Below are 18,901 nucleotides of genomic sequence, written 5' to 3'. Positions count from 1 at the left end.
GAACACCAAAAACGTGTTCCTTTTTTATTTGACCGAAAACTTAAATTGGGTTTGGGTTTGGTAGGTCTCGCCCGGTTTTAACACGGTGTTCGGGAAATTGGCTTGGTTCGGACCGTCGGGATAGTGTTGGGTTTCCAGACAAAATCCGGTACGGTGCCCATAAGTCCCGCCATTGCGTTGCGGCAACGTGCCGTCGAGGAAATTACCCGTATAAAACTGGATGCCCGGCTGGTCGGTAAACACCTCGAGCAAACGTCCGCTCTTGGCGTCGTAGGCCGAAGCCGCGAAACGCACTCCGCGTCCCTGGTTGTTGAGTACCCAGCAATGGTCGTATCCTTTTCCTTTGATGAGTTGATCCTCTTTGGCTTCGATGTCCTTGCCTACTTTTTTCGCTTGGCGGAAATCGAATGCCGTCCCGTCGACTTTTTCGAGTTTTCCTGTCGGGATCAGCGTGGCATCTACCGGTACGATTTCGTTGGCATCGATCACGACTTCATGATCAAGGATCGTTTGGTTAAAATCGCCCGTCAAATTGAAATAGGTATGTTGTGTTAGGTTGACGATGGTCGCCTTGTCGGTCGTAGCCTCATAGACCACACTGAGTTCGTTGGCGTTGTTGAGCGTATACGTCACAAAAACTGTCAAGTTGCCTGGATAACCCTGCTCGCCGTCCTTGGCCACATATTTCAGTTTAAGCGATGCAACGTCGCCACCCTTGGCTTCCTCGGCCGTCCAAACAACGCGGTGAAAACCTTCGGGGCCGCCGTGCAACGCATTCGGGCCGTCGTTGGTAGGCAATTGGTACGACTGGCCGTCGATGGTAAACTTGCCTTTGCCGATGCGGTTGCCGTAACGTCCGATCAGTGCGCCAAAATACGGATTGGGTTTTTCATACTGCGCGATGTCGTTGAATCCGGTCACGACATCGGCCAATTTGCCATCCTTGTCGGGGGCGAGCAAATGCGTGATGATGCCGCCATACGTGATGACATCGACCTCCATACCCTTGGCATTCTTGAGTTTGTAACTGTCGATGGCCTCGCCCTTGGCCGTCTTGCCAAAGCTTGACTTGGTAATTGAAACTGAATCCATTTTTGCTGTGGTTTCGGTGGCAGGCTTCTCTTCGTGGCCTTTGCATTGGGTCAATCCCGCAGCGGCCAAAAATGCCATACCATAAACGATTGGTTTAAGATTTTTCATCGAATGTGGGTTTTAGAGTCCGTGTTGGAACAAGTGGTAATACACTTCGTTCGCGTTGATGGTATCCTTGAAACTTCTAATGTTCGTATCGGCGTCGATCACTAACAATTCGATGCCCGCAATATCGGCAAAATCTTCCATATATTCGGTGGTGAGTGCCTGGCTGTACACCGTGTGGTGCGCGCCACCGGCCAAAATCCAGGCCGTAGCCGCAATATCGAGGTTCGGTTTGCAATTCCACAGTACGCGCGCCACCGGCAATTTTGGCAATTCGGCCATCGGCTTGACCGCCGTTACTTTGTTGACCACGAGCCTAAACCTGTTGCCCATATCGATGAGCGACGCGTTGATCGCATCGCCCGCAGGCGAATTGAACACCAAACGCACCGGATCTTCCTTGCCACCGATGCCCAGCGGATGCACCTCGCAAGACGGTTTGGCGTCCGCAATCGACGGACAAATTTCTAACATGTGCGAGCCCAAAACATACGATTTCTCAGGTGTAAAATGGTAGGTGTAATCTTCCATGAACGATGTGCCGCCTTCGAGACCGACCGCCATGACTTTCATCATACGCGTGAACGCCGCGGTTTTCCAGTCGCCTTCGCCACCAAATCCGTAGCCGTCGGCCATGAGACGTTGTACGGCGATGCCCGGCAATTGGCGCAGGCTGCCGAGGTTTTCAAAGGTGTCGGTAAACGCACCGAATCCGCCCTCGGTCAAGAACGCACGCAATCCGATTTCAATGCGCGCGGCTTCGACGAGCGAGTCGCGTTTGGCGCCGCCTTCTTTCAAGCCGTCGGCCAAGTTGTATTCCGATTCGTAGGTTTTGATCAAATCGGCGATTTGTGCGTCGGTGACAGCATCGACTTTTTTGGTGATGTCGGATGAATCGTATCCGTTTACCGATACGCCAAAACGCACCTGCGCAGCCACTTTATCGCCTTCGGTCACGGCCACTTCGCGCATGTTGTCGCCAAAACGCGCCACTTTCAAATGCTGGAGTTCATCCCAACCCAAGGCCACGCGGCTCCAAACCCCGAGTTTCTTGAGTGTCGCATCGTCTTGCCAGTGTCCGACGACCACTTTGCGTTTTTTGCGCAAACGCGACACCATGAATCCGAATTCGCGGTCGCCGTGCGCCGACTGGTTCAGGTTCATGAAATCCATATCAATCGTGCTCCACGGAATGGCGGCGTTGAATTGCGTGTGCAAATGGCACAGCGGTTTTCTCAAAATGTTGAGCCCCGCGATCCACATCTTGGCCGGCGAGAACGTGTGCATCCAGGCGATGATGCCGATGCAGTTCGCGCTCGAATTCGCTTCCAGACAAACCTGTGTGATTTGATCGGGCGATTTAACGACGTCCTTGTAAACGATTTTGACCGGGATGTGTGCCGATGCGTCGAGCCCTGTGGCGATTTGCGCCGAATGTTCGGCTACCTGGCGCAGCGTTTCGGGTCCGTATAATTCCTGGCTGCCTACGACAAACCAAACTTCTTTTTGTGAAATGTCAATCATTGTGTGTGTTTTAATTTTTTATTGCCCGTAATAGGCGTCTTTGCCGTGTTTGCGGTCGTAATGTTTGCGAATAAGCGACTCTTTAAGTCTCGGGGCGTTCGGGTTGATTTGCAGCGTCAGATAGGCCATCTCTGCGACAACCTCGAGCACCTTGCTGTTGTAAACGGCCTTGGCGGCATCTTTGCCCCAGGCGAACGGGCCGTGGTTGCCGATCAGGACCATTTCGGTTTCCTGGTACGACAAGCCTTTTTCTTTGAAGCAGTCGATAATTTGGATGCCGGTATTGTGCTCGTAATTCCCGCGGATGAGTTCGTCGGCCATGGGCGGTGCGCACGGAATGTCGGTCGTGAGGTGGTCGGCGTGTGTCGTGCCGAAAATCGGGATGTCGCGCTGTGCCTGCGCCCAAGCTACCGAATACGTGGCATGCGTGTGCGCGACGCCACCGATGGTTTCCCAGTGTTTGTACAAATACGCGTGCGTTTTCGTATCGCTGGACGGTCGTTTGTCGCCTTCGACGATGTTGTTGTCAAAATCGACAATCACGATGTCTTCGGGCTTCAGGATTTCATACGGCACGCCGCTCGGCTTGATCGCAAAAATCCCGTCGGCACGGTCCACGGCGCTCACATTGCCAAATGTGTACACGACGAGGTTCAGCGCATTGAGCTGCATGTTCGCCTCATAACACTCTTCTTTGAGCGATTTATACTTCGACGGCATGGGCTGTTTTTTTAATGGTTGGATCGGCAAAAGCGGCGAGTTGGTCGTACGATTGCAGCAAGCGATTGTACGCGGCCACTTTGTCCAATTGCGGGAAATATTCGCCGTCGAAACCGGAGCCCATTTGCTGGCTGGCTTCGATGACATTGCTGTAAACACCTGCGGCTACGGCGGCGTAAATCGCGGCACCGAGCGCCGGGGTTTGGTCGGACGCGGCAATTTTGACGGGCTTGTTGAGCACGTTGGCCAACGTCTGCATGATGTACGGCGATTTGCGCGCGACGCCACCGATTCCGATGACGGCATCGATGCGTACGCCTTCTTCTTCAAATCGGTCGACGATTTTCTTCGAGCCGAAACAGATGGCGTTCACGAGTGATTTAAACAAATGCGGTGCTTTCGTTCCCAATGACAAATTAGCGATGGCCGATTTGACATCTTGATTCGCATCAGGCGTACGGCGTCCGTTGATCCAGTCGAGCGCGATTGGGATGCTTTCGTGTACCGGGATTTTCTCGGCGGCCGTCGTGAGTTCGACGATCAGTTTGTGGCTGATTTCGTCGTGGAGTTTTTGCTTTTGCGTCTCGTCGAGCAAGTCCGATTGCATCAAGACTTGGTCCGTTGGCCACATCAGCATTTCCTTGAACCACGCCAATACGTCGCCGAATGCCGATTGTCCAGCCTCAAGTCCAATCAATCCCGGAATGACCGATCCATCGACTTGTCCGCAAATGCCGCGGACGGTTTTGGTTACGGATTCGTTGGCGGCGACCATGATGTCGCACGTCGACGTTCCCATGACGCGAACAAGCGTATATTCTTCAATCTTCGCCCCTACCGCACCCGAGTGCGCATCGAATGTCCCGACGGCAATAACGGTATCGGTCGTGAGTCCCAAACGCGTCGCCCATTCTTGCGAAAGCGTGCCCGCAATCTGGTCTGACGTAAACGTTTCTTCGTACAAATGGTCGCGCAGGTTCGCGAGGTACGGATCGAGTTTGCCCAAAAATTCTTTCGGCGGCAACCCGTTCCAGTCTTCGTGCCACATCGCCTTGTGTCCGGCGGCGCAACGGCTGCGTTTAAAGGTTTCGATGTTTTGGTCGGCGAGCAGCATGAACGTCATCACGTCGCAGTGTTCCATCCAGCTGTAGGCCGCGTTCTTGACGCCTTGGTCTTCGCGGACGATGTGTAGGATCTTGGCCCAAAACCACTCCGACGAATAAATCCCGCCGACGTACTTGGTCACGTCTTCCCCGCCCCAATTGACGGCCAAAGCGTTGATTTCCGCCGCCTCCTTGATTGCCGTGTGGTCTTTCCACAACACCATCATCGCGTTCGGATTGTGCTCATACCCTTCGGTCAGCGCGAGCGGCGTGCCCTGTTTGTTGACCGGCACCGGCGAAGAACCCGTCGTATCGATGCAGATGGCCACGACCGACGCTGGGTCGACCTGGCTTTGTTGCATCACGCTGGTGATTGTCGCCTCTAACCCTTCGATGTGGTCGAGCGGATGCTGGCGGAATTGGTTCTGCGCGGCGTCGCAATATTGTTTGTTCTTCCATCTTCTGTACAGCGAAACGTTCGAGGCCACCTCGTGTCCATCGGCGGTATCGATGAGCATCGCGCGCACCGAATCGGTTCCGTAGTCCAGTCCTATTACATATTTTTTCATTGCGATTAGGGTTTTGTTGTCGACAAATATAATCTAAATACTTTGTAAGTGTATAAAAAACACTTAAAATAATTTTGCCGTGGGTTTTTTATTAATTCTTCAATATTGGCGCTATTGGAGCGGCACTTCAAATACGTTGACCGAACGCGGCGCAAGCGTCAATTCCGGCTTTCCTTTGACGGAGGTATTTTGCGTTTTCGGGCTGATTTTCGTCGGCTCGGCAAACGAGTTTTCATCGGCGTTGTTCGCGCTCGTCAAAACCGTTACTGTCGCTGAACTCGCCAATTTTGCGCCTTTGACGTTGAGCTTGACGGTTTGCGGTTTCGAATCGCTGTTGACCAATTTGACGATCAGCGTCTTTTTCTTCGCATCCTTGACCGCCGACGCAAACAAATTGCCTTGCCCCGTCACGTCTTTGCCCGCCAATTTCACCGACACCAAATCGGTTCCTTTGTTGTTCGCAAACAATTTCTGCACATAATAATTCGCCGACCCGAACGACGTCAGGTTGTTGAACCAGATCAAATCGGGCGTCCATTGCCAGCCTTCTTCGTGCGCCAAAAGCGGTGCGTAAGACGTGAGGTGCACGACCTCGGCATTGCGCTCCAATCCCGTCATAAAAGCCGCTTCAGAATACGCACATTCCCAATTGTTCTTGTTGTCCGGGCTCGCGATCGCGACACTTTGCGCGGCATATTCCCCGGCGAAAATCTTAGGGCCTTTGCGGTCGTATTTGTCGTAGCGCGTGGCATTTTCGCGAAACCATTGCGGCGGTTTGTAGTAGTGTTCATCGACGATTTCGGCGTTGAGCTTTTTGAGTTCGTCGTGTCCGTAAGCGAAATAATCGCCGTCGGGGAACGGGCCTGAACCCGATACGATGATCATTTTCGGGTATTTCGCCTTGATCGCCTTTTCGAAAATCTTGTAGCGCGCGATGTAATCGGGGCCCCATTGTTCGTTTCCGACGCCAATCATCTTCAAATTAAATGGCTCGGGATGGCCCATATCGGCGCGTACCTTGCCCCACGCGGTTTGCGTAGAACCGTTGGCGAATTCGATCAAATCGAGCGCGTCCTGTACATACGGTTCGAGTTCGTCAAGCGGAACAAGTTCGCCTGTGTTGAATTGACACGCCATGCCGCACGACAAAATCGGCAACGGCTCGGCACCGATGTCTTCGGAAACCTGGAAATATTCAAAAAATCCAAGCCCGAATGTCTGGAAATAATCGGGCGTGAGACGGTGCGCGAATTCCTCATTCCAGCGGTTGATGAGCAGTTCGCGCTGGTCGACCGGTCCGACGGTTTTCTTCCATTGGTAACGTTGCGCCAAAGTCCTCCCCTCGACGATACAGCCGCCCGGAAAGCGCAAAAAGCCCGGTTTCAAATCATATAAAAGTTGTACGAGGTCTTTGCGCAGGCCATTTTTGCGGCCCTTCCACGTTTCTTGCGGGAACAATGAAATCATGTCCATATCGATCGTACCGACGCCGGTAAAGGTCAAGCGCAAATTCGCTTTGGCTTCGGTGGCCGTGGCGGTGAGTTGCGCGGTGTAGTTTTTCCAGTCTTTGGCATCGGGCGTGACAGAGGTTTGCCCGAGCACCTTGCCCGATTTGTCGATGAATTCGAACGTGATTTTTTTGATCCCTTCGGCGTGTGCGATCGCCAGCGACAGGTTGTATTTGGCGTCCTTGACGATGCCCATGCCGCGGAATCCCTCGTTGATCAATTCATATCCGCCTTCTTTTTTGACGATGGCGTGCAAATAATTCGCGTTGGCCTTACGATCCTTGTCCTTGATGGTCGTGGCGATGCCGCTCTCGGTGTTGAAATTGTGTCGGTCGCTTTTCGGCTGTTTCCAACCCATGAGCGGATCGGCGAATTCGAACGAGCGGTTCTTGATCATTTCGGCATACAATCCGCCGTCGGCAGCCATGTTGATGTCTTCGAAGAAAATGCCGTACATCGTCGGCTGGATTTTCGCGAGCGATTTGGAGGCGTCGACGTCGAGTGTCGTTTGTGCGTGAAGCCCCGCGGTCAAAGCCACAGCGGCCAGGGTAATAAAATTCTTATTCATGGTTATTGGGTTTGCGGATACGGGATCCAGACTTTCATTTTGTTGACGCCGCGGTTCGACCACGTGTAATACGGGATGGCCTTGAACTGCGGTGCGTTGATCGTGTTGACGCCGCCGAGCAAATTCGGTTCGCGCTTGACGGTGAATTTTTCGGACGGCTTGATCGCGATCGCATCGAAATTCGGATTGTCGACCGATTCGATGGCGTAAACGAGCGGCCCGTATTCGAGCGCGACCTTGCCGTGGTTTTCGGTGACTTTGTCGCTGGTGACTACCTTTTGCACCTGCATCGGGAAGTCGATGGTGATCGTTTCGCCTTTTTTCCAGTTGCGGGTGATTGAAATGTAGCCTTCGTTGGCTTTGGCGCTCACGGATTTGCCATCGATTTTGACGATTGGCGTCTGCTTGTTCATCGCCGTATATCGGTACAAATCGCCGGGCAAGACTTCGTTTCGGGCCCAACCCGGAACGCGGAGTTTGATCGTAAATTCTGCCGATTTTTCTGGATTGACAACGAATTTCACCTTGCCGTTCCACGGATAATCGGTCGATTGCGCCACGGATACTGTTTGCCCGCCGAGCTTGATTTTCGCCGTATTCGACGCGTACAAATTCACGTACAACTCGTTGCCTTTCGTTCCATAAATCAACCCCGGAATCGCCGGTACAAACCGGATCAAATTCGTCGGACAGCACGAACAATCGAACCACGCCTGGCGCGTACACGAGCCCCGATTCGACTTGTAGACGCCATCGCTTTCAAGTGCGTTCGGGTAGAAAAATTCGGTGCCCGAAAGCGACATGCCCGAAATCAATCCGTTGTACATACTGCGTTCGATCACGTCGTAATATTTCACCTCGCCCGTCAAATTGAACAAACGATGGTTCCAATACACATCGCCGATGGCCGCACAGGTTTCGTTGTAGGCCGTCAAATTCGGCAGTTCGTAATTCTCGCCAAACGCCTCACCGTCGTGTCTGGCCCCGATGCCGCCCGTCACATACATTTTCTTTTCGACCATATTGTGCCAGAGTTTGTCGATGGCCGAACGATACGCCTCGTCCTTGTAAATCGCCGCGATATCGGTCATGCCCGCATACATGTATACCGCGCGTACCGCGTGCCCGACTGCTTCGTCCTGGTGCACGACCGGCACGTGGTCCTGCGAATAGGCACCGTACAATTCGTGCGATTTCGCGTTGCCGCGCTGGTCGAGGAAATATTTGGCGAGTTCGAGGTATTCACGTTTTTTGGCGATGTCGTACAATTGAATCAGCCCGGTTTCGATGATTTGGTGGCCCGGCACGTTTTGGCGTTGGCCCGGTTTGTCGCCAAAAGTTTTGACGAACAAATCGGCGTTCTTGAGCGCGATGTCGAGCAGGTTGCGTTTGCCCGTCGCGCGGAAATGCACGGCGGCGGCTTCGTACAAATGCCCGGCGTTGTAATCTTCGTGGCTCATGAACATGAACTCCCAGCGCTCGCCTTTTTCGACCTTGACCCACGGGGCGGGCGGTTTGGCGGGATTAATCGTACGCCAGGTGGTCAAATAGCCGTCGGCTTCCTGGCCTACTTTGATGATGTCGATGATTGAATCGAGCGTCTTCTCAAGTTTTGGATTCGGTGCCGACAACAGGGAATTCGACGCGCCTTCGATGATTTTGTACACATCGGTGTCGTCAAACGGCATCTGTCCGCGCACTTCGCCTTTCATTTTTCCGCCTGCAATCAAAAAATTATCAAAACGACCTTCTTCGGCGCATTTCTTAATCGCATAGCTGATGGTTTTTTGTTGGACGGTTTGGATGATCGGCAACCAAAACGCATCGGTGATCTTAACATCCGCAATCGGTACGGCCGCAATCGGGTATTTCCCGTCGTCGGGTTTGGGCGCCTGGCTGCACAAAAACAGCGGCAAAAACAGTAATATGTATTTGATTTTTTTCATTGTTATTCCATCGGACTCACCGTCGGCCAGCCGTTTTTCCAATTGATTTCTTTGATTTTGAGTCTGGGTTTGCCTTTGTCGTTCGAATCGTAGGCGTGGAACACGAGGTAATCCTTGCCGTCGAACGTGTACGTGCTGTTGTGTCCGACGCCCGCCCAATTCTTGTTGCCTTCGATGACCAATGTGCCGCCGCCTTGGAACAAATCCTTGCCATCGGCGTCGAGGAACGGCCCGGTCGCCTTGTCGGATTTGCCGACGACGACTTTGTACGTCGACTTCTCGCCGCGGCAGCAATAATCCCACGACAGGAACAAATAATAGGCGTTGTCTTTTTTGAAGATGAACGGTGCTTCGAGCGCGGCGTCGCCCGGATTGGCATCGGCGAGGTCGAAACTGCGCGCGCGGCGGGCAATGGTGTGCCAGACTTGCGGCTCGGCAATCGACTTTAAATCGGGGTTGAGTTTCACCATCTTGAGTCCGTCCCAAAAAGAGCCAAAGTTGAGCCACGGCGTTCCGTTTTCGTCAAAGATCAAATTCGGGTCGATCGCATTCCACAAATCGCGGTTGGGCTGCGATTGGATCACGATACCGTGGTCGGTCCATTTGTAATTCGAAGCTTTCGGATCGAGCGTGGGCGTGGTCGCGACACCAATGGCCGACGTATTCTTGGCGAACGCCGATACCGAATAGTACAGGTAATATTGTCCGTTGTGGAAATACACATCGGGTGCCCAAATGTGGTTCTCGAAATTGGGAACGACGCTGTCGGCCCATTTCGGTTTTTCGGCAAACACCGATGGCTCTTTCGTCCAATTTTTCATGTCCTTCGAACTGAAACACGAAATCCCTTTGCCCGTACAGAACAAGTAGTACGTGCCTTTTTCCTTGATCATGACGGGGTCGTGCACAATCGGCTCCTGTGCGAAACCAAACGACGCGACGAGCAACAATCCGTATGTAGATAATTTTTTCATCTTATTCCTGTATGCCTTCGGTGGTCATGACAACGCGTTTCATCGTGCCGTCTTTGTTGTAAAACAATCGGTCTACGCACACCGAACGCCTGAAACTGCCGCCGTCGGGCTGGCTCGCGCCGTTGTGGTAAATAAAATAATCCTTGCCTTTGAACGTGATGATCGATTGGTGATTGGTGTTGCAATTGCCCGCGAGTTCGTTCAAGATGCCTTTGTATTGCCACGGCCCGTCGATGGTTTTGCTCATGGCATAGGCGATTTTTTCGGGAAATTGGTACGCGTACGACAAATAATACCAGCCGTTGCGTTTGTGGATCCACGGCGCTTCGGTGAAATGCAGCAAGTCGATGGTTTTGATCTCGCCGTCGAGTTCGACCATGTTTGGTTTGAGCTTGGCGTATTTGCAGACGGTGTTGCCCCAAAACAAATAGGCTTGCCCGTTGTCGTCGATAAAAACGCTCGGGTCGATGTCGTCCCAATCGATTTTGGTGTGCGTCGTCATGTCGTTCGTCACCAACGCCTTGCCGAGCGCATCCTTGAACGGTCCCGTCGGCGAATCCGATACGGCCACACCGATGGCTTTGCCGGGACTCGTGGCATGCGTCAAACTCACATACCAGTAAAACTTCCCGTTGCGCTCAATCACCTGCGACGCCCAGGCATCGCCCGAAGACCACTTGAATTCCGACACCTTGAGCGGCACCGGATGCGACTGCCAGTGCACCATGTCCTGGCTCGAATACACGAGCCATTCATTCATCTTGTAAAAATTGAAATCCTTGGGCGCTTCGTCGTGGCCCGCGTACAGATATACGGTGTTGCCCGAGACGAGCGCGGCCGGATCGCCCGTATAGACGTCCTTGATGATCGGGTTGTTGTCGGGCTTTTGCGCCCACGCCGATACCGACGCCATCAAAACAATGATAATTCGTTTCATCAGTTTACTTTTTTGCCCCAAACGGGTTGCCCGCCTGCGGTATATCCTGAAAATGTTAGGGTGCGTTTGCGCGGCGAGGCTTCCCAATTCCATGCATTCCAAACCTTAGATTGCACACTGCCCACAGACAGCACCTTGGTTGCCGCATCGTACGACCAATTGCCGCTCGGGATGCCGCCCAAGGTATACGTGCCGTCGGCGCGCAGTTGTAGCGTGACCGAGGTTTGCTGTACGCGGTATTGGTATTGCATCGTGATTTGCTCCCATGCCCCTACGAAATCGGCGGCCACCAAATCGGTTTGCGGGACGGCCGCGTAACGCTCTGGGTTGGCGACAGGCCATCCGTCGGGTGTCCATTGGATCTCACGCACCTGCCCCATCATGACGGCATTCGACACGTTGATGCCGGGTACGTTTTCGGGCAATCGGCCTTGCGAGGAATAGTACCATTTGCCCGTCGCGTCGTCTTGAAAGATCGCGCAGTGCGCAATGCCCACCCAACCGGTGTGGTTGTTGAATTTATACGGATGCGTGACCATCGGCCAACATTCGGCGCCCTCGCTCACGTTGCCGCCGTCGATACCGATGTACGGCCCATAAATGCTTTGCGAACGCGCGACACGGGTGTTGTAGGCGACGCCCAATTCGTCATAGGCGAGAAACAAATAGTAGTAGCCCGTATCGGGGTTGTAGATGATCTCGGGCGCCTCGAGCCCTTGCCAGCGGTTGTTGGCCAGGTTACCACGGCCGGCAATGCGCGTCCCGTAATCGGCGATCGATTGGAGTTGAAACGGTTTGCCCGTGGTGGGATCGAGTTCGACGGCAGCAATCCCCGTATGCCATGAGCCATAAATCAAATATTGTTGCGCGCCCACTTCGATGACACTCGGATCGATTGCGTTGAATTTAAAATACCCGCTCCAGTCGTCGGGTCCGCTGCGGATGTAGCTCTCGACACCATCGGGTTCAGAACAAATGACCATGCCCTTGTCTACCCATACGTTGGCGGCCAGATCGGTACATTCGGCCAGCCCTATGAAGGCGCGCTCGCTCCACGACGTATCGAAGCTCGTGCCCACGATGGGATTCGAAATCACAATCGAATAATACATGCGGTAGACGTTGCCGATTTTGCGTACGCAAGGCGCCCAGTACCCATAATTCGGGTTGTCGATGGGCGGCAAGGCGGGTTCCATCCGGGCGCGTTTGGCGTTCATCGAGTCCTTGACCCAAGCCGGCGCGGCGGCCATGGTCGAGCCCATGTACTCCCAATTGACCAGGTCGGTCGAACGGCGTGCAAAAAAGTGCCCGTGCCCGTCGTGTGCGTTGCCGTAGGAGGCATCGGTCTGGTACATGTAAAAATAATTGCTCTGCTTGACCACCGTCGGGTCGTGAACGTTGGCCAGGTTCCACTGGCTGTTTTGGTTCCAGGAAGCCAGCGGCGTGTAATTGTCGGCATAGGTAGGGCCCGGAAAGGTCTCGCCCTCTGGTGGCGTAGGCGTCACGGGCACGGTGGCCGTGTTCTCGTCGCCCGAACATCCGGCAATCAGTAGTGCGAAAAAAGTAATCGATAAGAGGCGTTTCATGGCAAAATTATTTGGTGCCTTCGACCATCACCACCGAAAACGGCGGTAGCGTCAGGCGCAATGTTCCTTTTTTGAGGTCGACTTTCTGGAAGTCGACGGGTTTGATTTTATCGGGGGTATCGAACGTGTTGTGGTCCTGCAATTTCCCCGATGTGACGATGGTGGCCGTCGCTTTTCCGATGCCCAGGTTTTGCACCGGAATCTCGATTGTTTGCGGCTTTTTGCTGTCGATGTTGACCAGCGAAATATGCACCCTTCCGGCCTGGTCTTTCGATGCCGACACCGAAACCGCAGGTAATTTTTGGTTGTCGTAAACGTACTCGGGCGACGTGAATTCCACCGGCAGCAATTGCGCGTCCTGGTGCACCGCATACATTTTGAGGATGTGGTAGGTAGGCGTTAGGATCATCTTGGCCTTGTCGGTCAGGATCACCGCCTGCAACACGTTGACCACTTGCGCCAGGTTGGCCATGCGTACGCGTTTTGCGTGGTTGTTGAAAATGTTGAGCGTTGCGCCCGCCAGCACGGCATCGCGCATCGTATTTTGCTGGTACAAAAAGCCCGGATTGGTTCCTTTTTCTACTTCGTACCATCCGCCCCATTCGTCGACAACGAGCGCGACTTTGTTGTCGGGATCGTACTTGTCCATGATGGCGCTGTGTTTGGTCACGAGCTCTTCCATCTTGAGCGCCGATTGCATTGTCCTGAAATAAATGTCTTCGGTAAAATCAACGCCGTCGCCTTTCTTGGCCCAATCGATGACCGAATAGTGGTGCAACGCGACGCCGCCCAGCATGTTGATCGGCACGCCTTTCATAATGGTTTCGGTCCAATGGTAGTCGGCTGAGTTTGCGCCCGATGCTATGCGTACGAGCCCGCCTGTATTCTCCCAATCGGCCATAAACGTCGCGTACTTGCGGTACTCGCCCGCGTAGTATTCGGCCGTCATGTTGCCGCCGCAACCCCAGGCTTCGTTGCCCACGCCCCAGTACTTGACCTTCCAGGGTTCTTTGCGACCGTTCCTCGCGCGCAAATCGCTCATCGGGCTTTTGCCGCCAAAGTTGGTGTACTGTACCCAATCGGCGAGCTCCTGCACGGTTCCGCTACCCATGTTCCCAGCCAAATACGGCTCGGTCTCGAGCACTTCGCAAAGGTTGAGGAAATCATGCGTACCAAAACTGTTGTCTTCGGTTACCCCACCCCACCATTTGTTGACGATGGTCGGGCGCTCGTTTTTAGGACCAATCCCATCCTTCCAGTGATAGGTATCGGCAAAACAACCGCCGGGCCAGCGCAAATTGGGGATCTTGAGTTCCTTTAACGCCTTGATGATGTCGTTGCGGACACCGTTGGTATTGGCAATGCGCGAGGTGTCGCCCACATAGATGCCGTTGTAGATGCAACGTCCCAAATGTTCGGCAAAATGGCCGTAAATATGACGGCTGATGACGGGCGCCGCGGCATCTGTCTTTACCGTCACTTGCGTAACAGATTGGGCCTGAAGCATCGTCATCGTTAAAAGCGCCACCGCGCAAAAAATCTTGTTCATGTGTTTTGGTTTTAATAAGATGGCAGGCTTTGGGCCTGCCATCCTAAAGGTATGCAACTAATTCAAACTAACTCAAATAATATCAATAACTTGGGTTTTGGATCATGCCCGGGTTGTTGTCCATCTCGAGCTGCGGGATCGGGAAATACTCGCGTCCCGCCGCATAGCTGTTGAACTCGCCGTCGCGCGACTTGAGCCATGCCAACTTGGCCGGATCTTCCAACCAACCCCAACGACGGATGTCGTCAAAACGGTGGCCTTCGAGCGCGAACTCGAGGAAACGCTCATGCCCGATTTGCTCGCGCATTTGCGCCTGACTCATGCCCGGCTGAACGCTGTTCAGATTAGGCAGGTTGACGCGGTCGCGCACCATTTGGATGTATTGGTAAGCGCCGGCGGTGTTGCCTGTTTCGTTCAACGTTTCGGCATACATCAACAGGATGTCGGCATAGCGCAGCAAACGCTCGTTGATGCCCGAACGCCAGTCCATTTCGTTGGCGTACTGTCCGTCGGAGTTTTGGTATTTGCGGCAGAACAACGCAAAAAGATCGTTGCTGCCTGCATAAATCGTCGCGAAATCTTGGTTGTACAATGTACAGCCCGGATAGTTGTAGAACATGGTCGCACGCAAACGTGGATCGAGTTCCCCGCCTACGGTAGTTTCCTGGTGGAATTCATCGAACAACGCTTGGGTTGGTTGAACGTCTGTCCATCCAAAAATACGTGGCGCGTAAGTAATGGCACGTGCCGACGTCTTACTCCAAGACGCGATCGGGAATCCGCCCCAACCCAAATCACCACCACCAACGGCGCGGCTGAACTGCACTTCGAACAACGACTCGGCGTTGTTCTCGTTGGTGTCGGTAAAGTTGTCGCGGTAGTTTGGCATGAGCGAATAAACGCCCAGGTTGATTACGCTCAAAAAGGTGTCGCGCGCTTCGGCAAAACGGTGGTTGAACAAATACGCTTTGCCCAAATAACCCAAAGCTGCACCCTTGGTCGCACGGCCTGGCTGGCCTGCATCGGGTCCGCTGACGCCGTCGTACGATACCGGCAACAAATCGGCCGCGGCGGCAAAATCGGCAATGACGCGATCCCATCCTTCGGCTTGGCTCGCCTGCGGATGGTAAAATTCGGTAGCGCTGGTAGGCAACGGTACATTCTTGAACAGGTTCACCGCGTGGAATTCATACAATCCGCGCAAGAAATAAGCTTGTCCGAGTACACGCGCCTTGAGGCCCTCGTCCATCACAATGGTTGGCACGTTGTTCAAAACCTGGTTGCAACGGTTGATCCCGATGTAGTAGGTCTCGAACGCCCATCCGTAAATCGCCGGATCGGTCGGGTTCGAGTTGAAGCGACCCACGTTGTACATGGCACCCCAAGGGCTGTTCGACATAGAATCATCGCCCTTCACATCCAAAAGCAACGGAGAACAACGCATGTAGGTCCCGTCCTGGAGCAATGCGGCATAAGCGGCATTGAGTCCTTTGATGGCATCGTCTCCGGTTTGCCAGAAGTTGGCGTTGGTGTCGACGTTCGGATCGTTCTGGATCAAATCGTCGTCGGTAACGCAGGCGGTCATCGTCGACAAAGCCACGCAAACTGCCCAAAATTTTAAATGTATCTTTTTCATTTTAAAAACTTTTTCGAATTAAAAATCAACTTCCAATCCCATGGCATACATACGCGGGTTCGGGAATGAACCCGGATCTTCGCCACGTACCAACAATCCGTCGTTCAAGAAATCCGGATCGTACCCTTTGTACTTGGAAATCGTCACGAGGTTTTGCCCTGTTACATAAAGTCTTACGCGTTGTACGTATTTGTTTTCGCCAAGCGGCAACGTATAGCCCAGGTTGACGTTCTGCAAGCGTACATAGTCGCCGCGCTCGATGAAACGGGAAGAGGCACGTGCGTTGCCGTTCGGGTCACCAATGACCGGTCTTGGCACGTTGGTGTTCGGGTTTTCTGGCGTCCAGTAGTTGAGCATGTCGACGTGGCCGTTTTGGTATTGGCCACCCATCAATTTTTGGTAGACCGTGTTCAAGACTTTGTGCCCGCCGGCGCCCTGCCACATGAACGAGAAATCGAATCCTTTGTATTCACTGTTGAAGTTGAGTCCGTAGCTGTACTTAGGAATCGTAACGCCTTGGAATGTACGGTCGTCGGCATTGACGATACCGTCGCCGTTGGTGTCGCGGAATTTCAAATCGCCCGGTGCAGCATTGGTTTGCGTTGGCGAGTTGGCCACATCGTCGGCATTTTGGAAAATACCCACTACTTCGTAGGTATAGAGTTCCCCTACCGAGCGGCCTACTTGTGTGCGCGAAGCGGCACCGGCATCGATCGGATCGTTGTTACCGCCAATCTTGGTTACCTCGTTGCGCAACGTACCAAAGTTGGCCGAAACGCTGTATTTGAAAGGCTTGTCCTGGTTGCTGTAGGTCAGGGAAAGTTCGACCCCGGTGTTCTCGATGGCCGCCGTATTGGTCTGGATGGTGGCCGGGAAAGTTCCCGCCGAATAAGGCAACGGCAAGGCCAAGAGCAAGTCGTCGGTTTTCTTGACGAAATAGTCGCCCGAGAATTGCAATTTGTTGTTGAACATACCCAAGTCGAGACCCACGTTGGTCGATTTGGTGGTCTCCCATTTCAGGTCGGGATCCCGCAAGGTAACCACGGTGGTTCCAGGCGCATAAACTTCGCCGAACACATAGGCTGCATAAGGGTTTGTTGTAGACGTATATGCGTAAACACCTACGGTATTGTTGCCGAGTTCTCCGTAGCCGCCTCGCAACTTCAGGTGGTTGATCGATTCAGGCAATTTGAGCCACTTCTCGCTGCTGAGTTTCCAACCTGCCGAGAAGGAGAAGAAATCACCGGTGTTCAATTCTTCCCTAAAGAACGATGTACGGTCTTGTCTGAAGTTGACCTGCAACAGGTAACGGTCGTCGAACGAGTAGTTCAAACGGCTGATGTAAGACAAGTTGGTCGCCGTGTTGTGGTATTCGCTCGAAGAATTGTCGACGAACCCATTCTGCACTTGCCCGATGGTGGTAGGCTCATAGCCCGTGCCACGTGCACTCAATCTACCCAATGCGTCGCGCTGTTGGATGATCCCCACGAGCGCATCCACATGGTGGCGCTTGACATCGAGGTTGTACGACAACGTATTCTCGAGCAACGTACGCATCGCATCGCCGCGTTCTACGAAAGCCGTAGCTTCTTCGTTCAGCGTAATGTGGTACCAACCCAAATCGCTTGGCGGGATAAAGGTTTCGGTGGTCCAGTCGGTGCGGTCGGCACTGATGTTGATTTTGTATTTCAATCCTTTGAGGATTTCAAGTTCACCCCAAACATTCCCTATAAAACGGTTGCGTTGTTGTGCATTCTTGTTCAGGTTGTTGTACCCGATGACGTTGAGCGAAATCGCGCGTTGCGTGATCTGGTCAGGTCCGCCGTAACCGCCCAAACGGTTCGGATCGTGTACCGGCATGGTCGGGATGGCCAGAATCATTTCGCTCATTGGCGTAGCACCGGCCAGGTATTCGCTGAACGCAGCCTTGTCGCTTTGGGTGTAACCGAGTTTTCCTCCGTATTTGAAACGGCCTTTGGTTCCGGTTACGTTCAACGTAGTGGCCAACCTTTTGTAAGCAGGCGTGGCTTCGATGTAACTCTCGTTGTTAAAATGATCGAGGTTAAAGCTATAGGTAAGCGCATCGGTACCGCCCGAAAACGTGACCGAGTTGTTCTCGATCGTTCCCGTACGGAAACCTTCGTCCTGCCAGTCGGTATCTACGTTGTTGATGTAGGCAGGATCGTCTGGATAGTTGCCCGTGGCCACAGGCTCGCCCGGCATGTTGCGGTTCAATTCGGCCTGACGCACCACTTGTTGGTAGCCCAAACGGTCCATGACGTCCCATTTTTTGGCGACTTGCTGGATGCCGTACATGCTCTTGAATCCGATGTTGATTCGGCCTTGTTTGCCTTTTTTGGTGGTGATGATCACAACGCCGTTCGCACCGCGTACACCATAAATGGCCGCAGATGACGCGTCTTTCAAGACCTGTATGCTTTCGATGTCGCCCGGCGCAAAGTCGAACGGCGAATCGATGATCATACCGTCTACGACAAACAACGGATTGTTGTTCGCAAACGAAGTCACCCCGCGGATCTTGATATTCACAAAGCTGCCCGGCTCACCCGATGACTGTACGGTTACGCCCGGCGCGGCGCCCTGGAGCATTTTGGCTACATCATAGGTAACCGTTTTTTTGGCTTCGGATACGTCGACCACGCTGATGGCGCTGGTCAAATCGGCTTTGCGTTGCGTGCCGTAGCCAATGACCACCACTTCTTCCAGGGAATTGGTCGCCTCTTTCAGGGACACTGAAATTTGGGTACGTCCACCCACTTTGACTTCCTGGGTTTCGAACCCGAGGTACGAAAATACCAATGTGGCATCTGATGCCGCCTGGATGGCGTAATTTCCGTCGAAATCGGTGACGACACCCTGGTTCGCGCCCTTGACCGTAACAGTAACGCCCGGCAGCGAAAGCTTGTCTTTGTCTGAGGTGACGGTTCCTTTGACCGTTTGGGCAATGCCCGAGAACCAGCAAAAGCACAGCATGAACAGCGAGAGCGCTGTCTTACTGCACGTTCCGTTGCGGAAATTGGTCAGTAATCGTTTGTTTTTCATCATACAAATTGTTTGGTTTAA

12 protein-coding genes are annotated in these 18,901 nt (G+C 53.3%); all 12 read right to left on the bottom strand.

Translation table 11 applies throughout. The features are described 5' to 3' along the window. Window positions 1-24: 24 nt before the first annotated feature. Entirely contained in the window at window positions 25-1,200 is a 1,176-nt protein-coding gene (locus BLP55_RS07415) for an aldose epimerase family protein (RefSeq protein WP_091141707.1), read from the bottom strand. Between the two features lie 12 nt (window positions 1,201-1,212). After that, a complete protein-coding gene (gene araA, locus BLP55_RS07410; protein ID WP_091141706.1) occupies window positions 1,213-2,721 on the bottom strand; it encodes an L-arabinose isomerase in 1,509 nt (502 codons plus the stop codon). A gap of 18 nt (window positions 2,722-2,739) precedes the next feature. After that, a complete protein-coding gene (locus tag BLP55_RS07405) occupies window positions 2,740-3,441 on the bottom strand; it encodes an L-ribulose-5-phosphate 4-epimerase (protein ID WP_091141705.1) in 702 nt (233 codons plus the stop codon). Continuing rightward, the gene (locus BLP55_RS07400; protein WP_091141704.1) at window positions 3,425-5,113 is read right to left on the bottom strand and encodes a ribulokinase; all 1,689 of its coding nucleotides are present in this window, start codon (window positions 5,111-5,113) and stop codon (window positions 3,425-3,427) included. Before BLP55_RS07400 ends, BLP55_RS07405 begins: the two co-directional genes overlap by 17 nt. 111 nt (window positions 5,114-5,224) lie before the next feature. After that, window positions 5,225-7,189 carry an alpha-L-arabinofuranosidase C-terminal domain-containing protein gene (locus tag BLP55_RS07395; protein ID WP_091141703.1) on the bottom strand — a complete coding sequence of 655 codons (1,965 nt, stop codon included), beginning with the start codon at window positions 7,187-7,189 and terminating at the stop codon, window positions 5,225-5,227. A 2-nt stretch (window positions 7,190-7,191) separates the two neighbouring features. Continuing rightward, complete coding sequence (locus BLP55_RS07390; protein ID WP_091141702.1) at window positions 7,192-9,135, bottom strand: glycoside hydrolase family 127 protein; 1,944 nt, start codon at window positions 9,133-9,135, stop codon at window positions 7,192-7,194. A 2-nt stretch (window positions 9,136-9,137) separates the two neighbouring features. Next, complete coding sequence (locus tag BLP55_RS07385; protein ID WP_091141701.1) at window positions 9,138-10,109, bottom strand: arabinan endo-1,5-alpha-L-arabinosidase; 972 nt, start codon at window positions 10,107-10,109, stop codon at window positions 9,138-9,140. A 1-nt stretch (window position 10,110) separates the two neighbouring features. Beyond that, a complete protein-coding gene (locus tag BLP55_RS07380; RefSeq protein ID WP_091141700.1) occupies window positions 10,111-11,046 on the bottom strand; it encodes a glycoside hydrolase family 43 protein in 936 nt (311 codons plus the stop codon). Further along, window positions 11,046-12,632: an arabinan endo-1,5-alpha-L-arabinosidase gene (locus BLP55_RS07375; protein ID WP_091141699.1), complete on the bottom strand. Its 1,587-nt coding sequence runs from the start codon at window positions 12,630-12,632 to the stop codon at window positions 11,046-11,048. Before BLP55_RS07375 ends, BLP55_RS07380 begins: the two co-directional genes overlap by 1 nt. Window positions 12,633-12,639: 7 nt before the next feature. Then, window positions 12,640-14,181, bottom strand: coding sequence for an alpha-N-arabinofuranosidase (locus tag BLP55_RS07370; protein WP_091141698.1), 1,542 nt, complete (start codon window positions 14,179-14,181; stop codon window positions 12,640-12,642). A gap of 82 nt (window positions 14,182-14,263) precedes the next feature. Continuing rightward, window positions 14,264-15,817, bottom strand: a complete 1,554-nt coding sequence (locus tag BLP55_RS07365; protein ID WP_091141697.1) for a RagB/SusD family nutrient uptake outer membrane protein — start codon at window positions 15,815-15,817, stop codon at window positions 14,264-14,266. Between the two features lie 18 nt (window positions 15,818-15,835). Then, on the bottom strand, window positions 15,836-18,883 hold the full coding sequence (locus BLP55_RS07360) for a SusC/RagA family TonB-linked outer membrane protein (protein ID WP_091141696.1): 3,048 nt from the start codon (window positions 18,881-18,883) through the stop codon (window positions 15,836-15,838). Between the last annotated feature and the right edge of the window lie 18 nt (window positions 18,884-18,901).

It is taken from the genome of Flavobacterium caeni (assembly GCF_900101895.1).
Lineage (GTDB): Bacteria > Bacteroidota > Bacteroidia > Flavobacteriales > Flavobacteriaceae > Flavobacterium > Flavobacterium caeni.
This window is presented reverse-complemented; position numbering and strand designations above follow the sequence as displayed.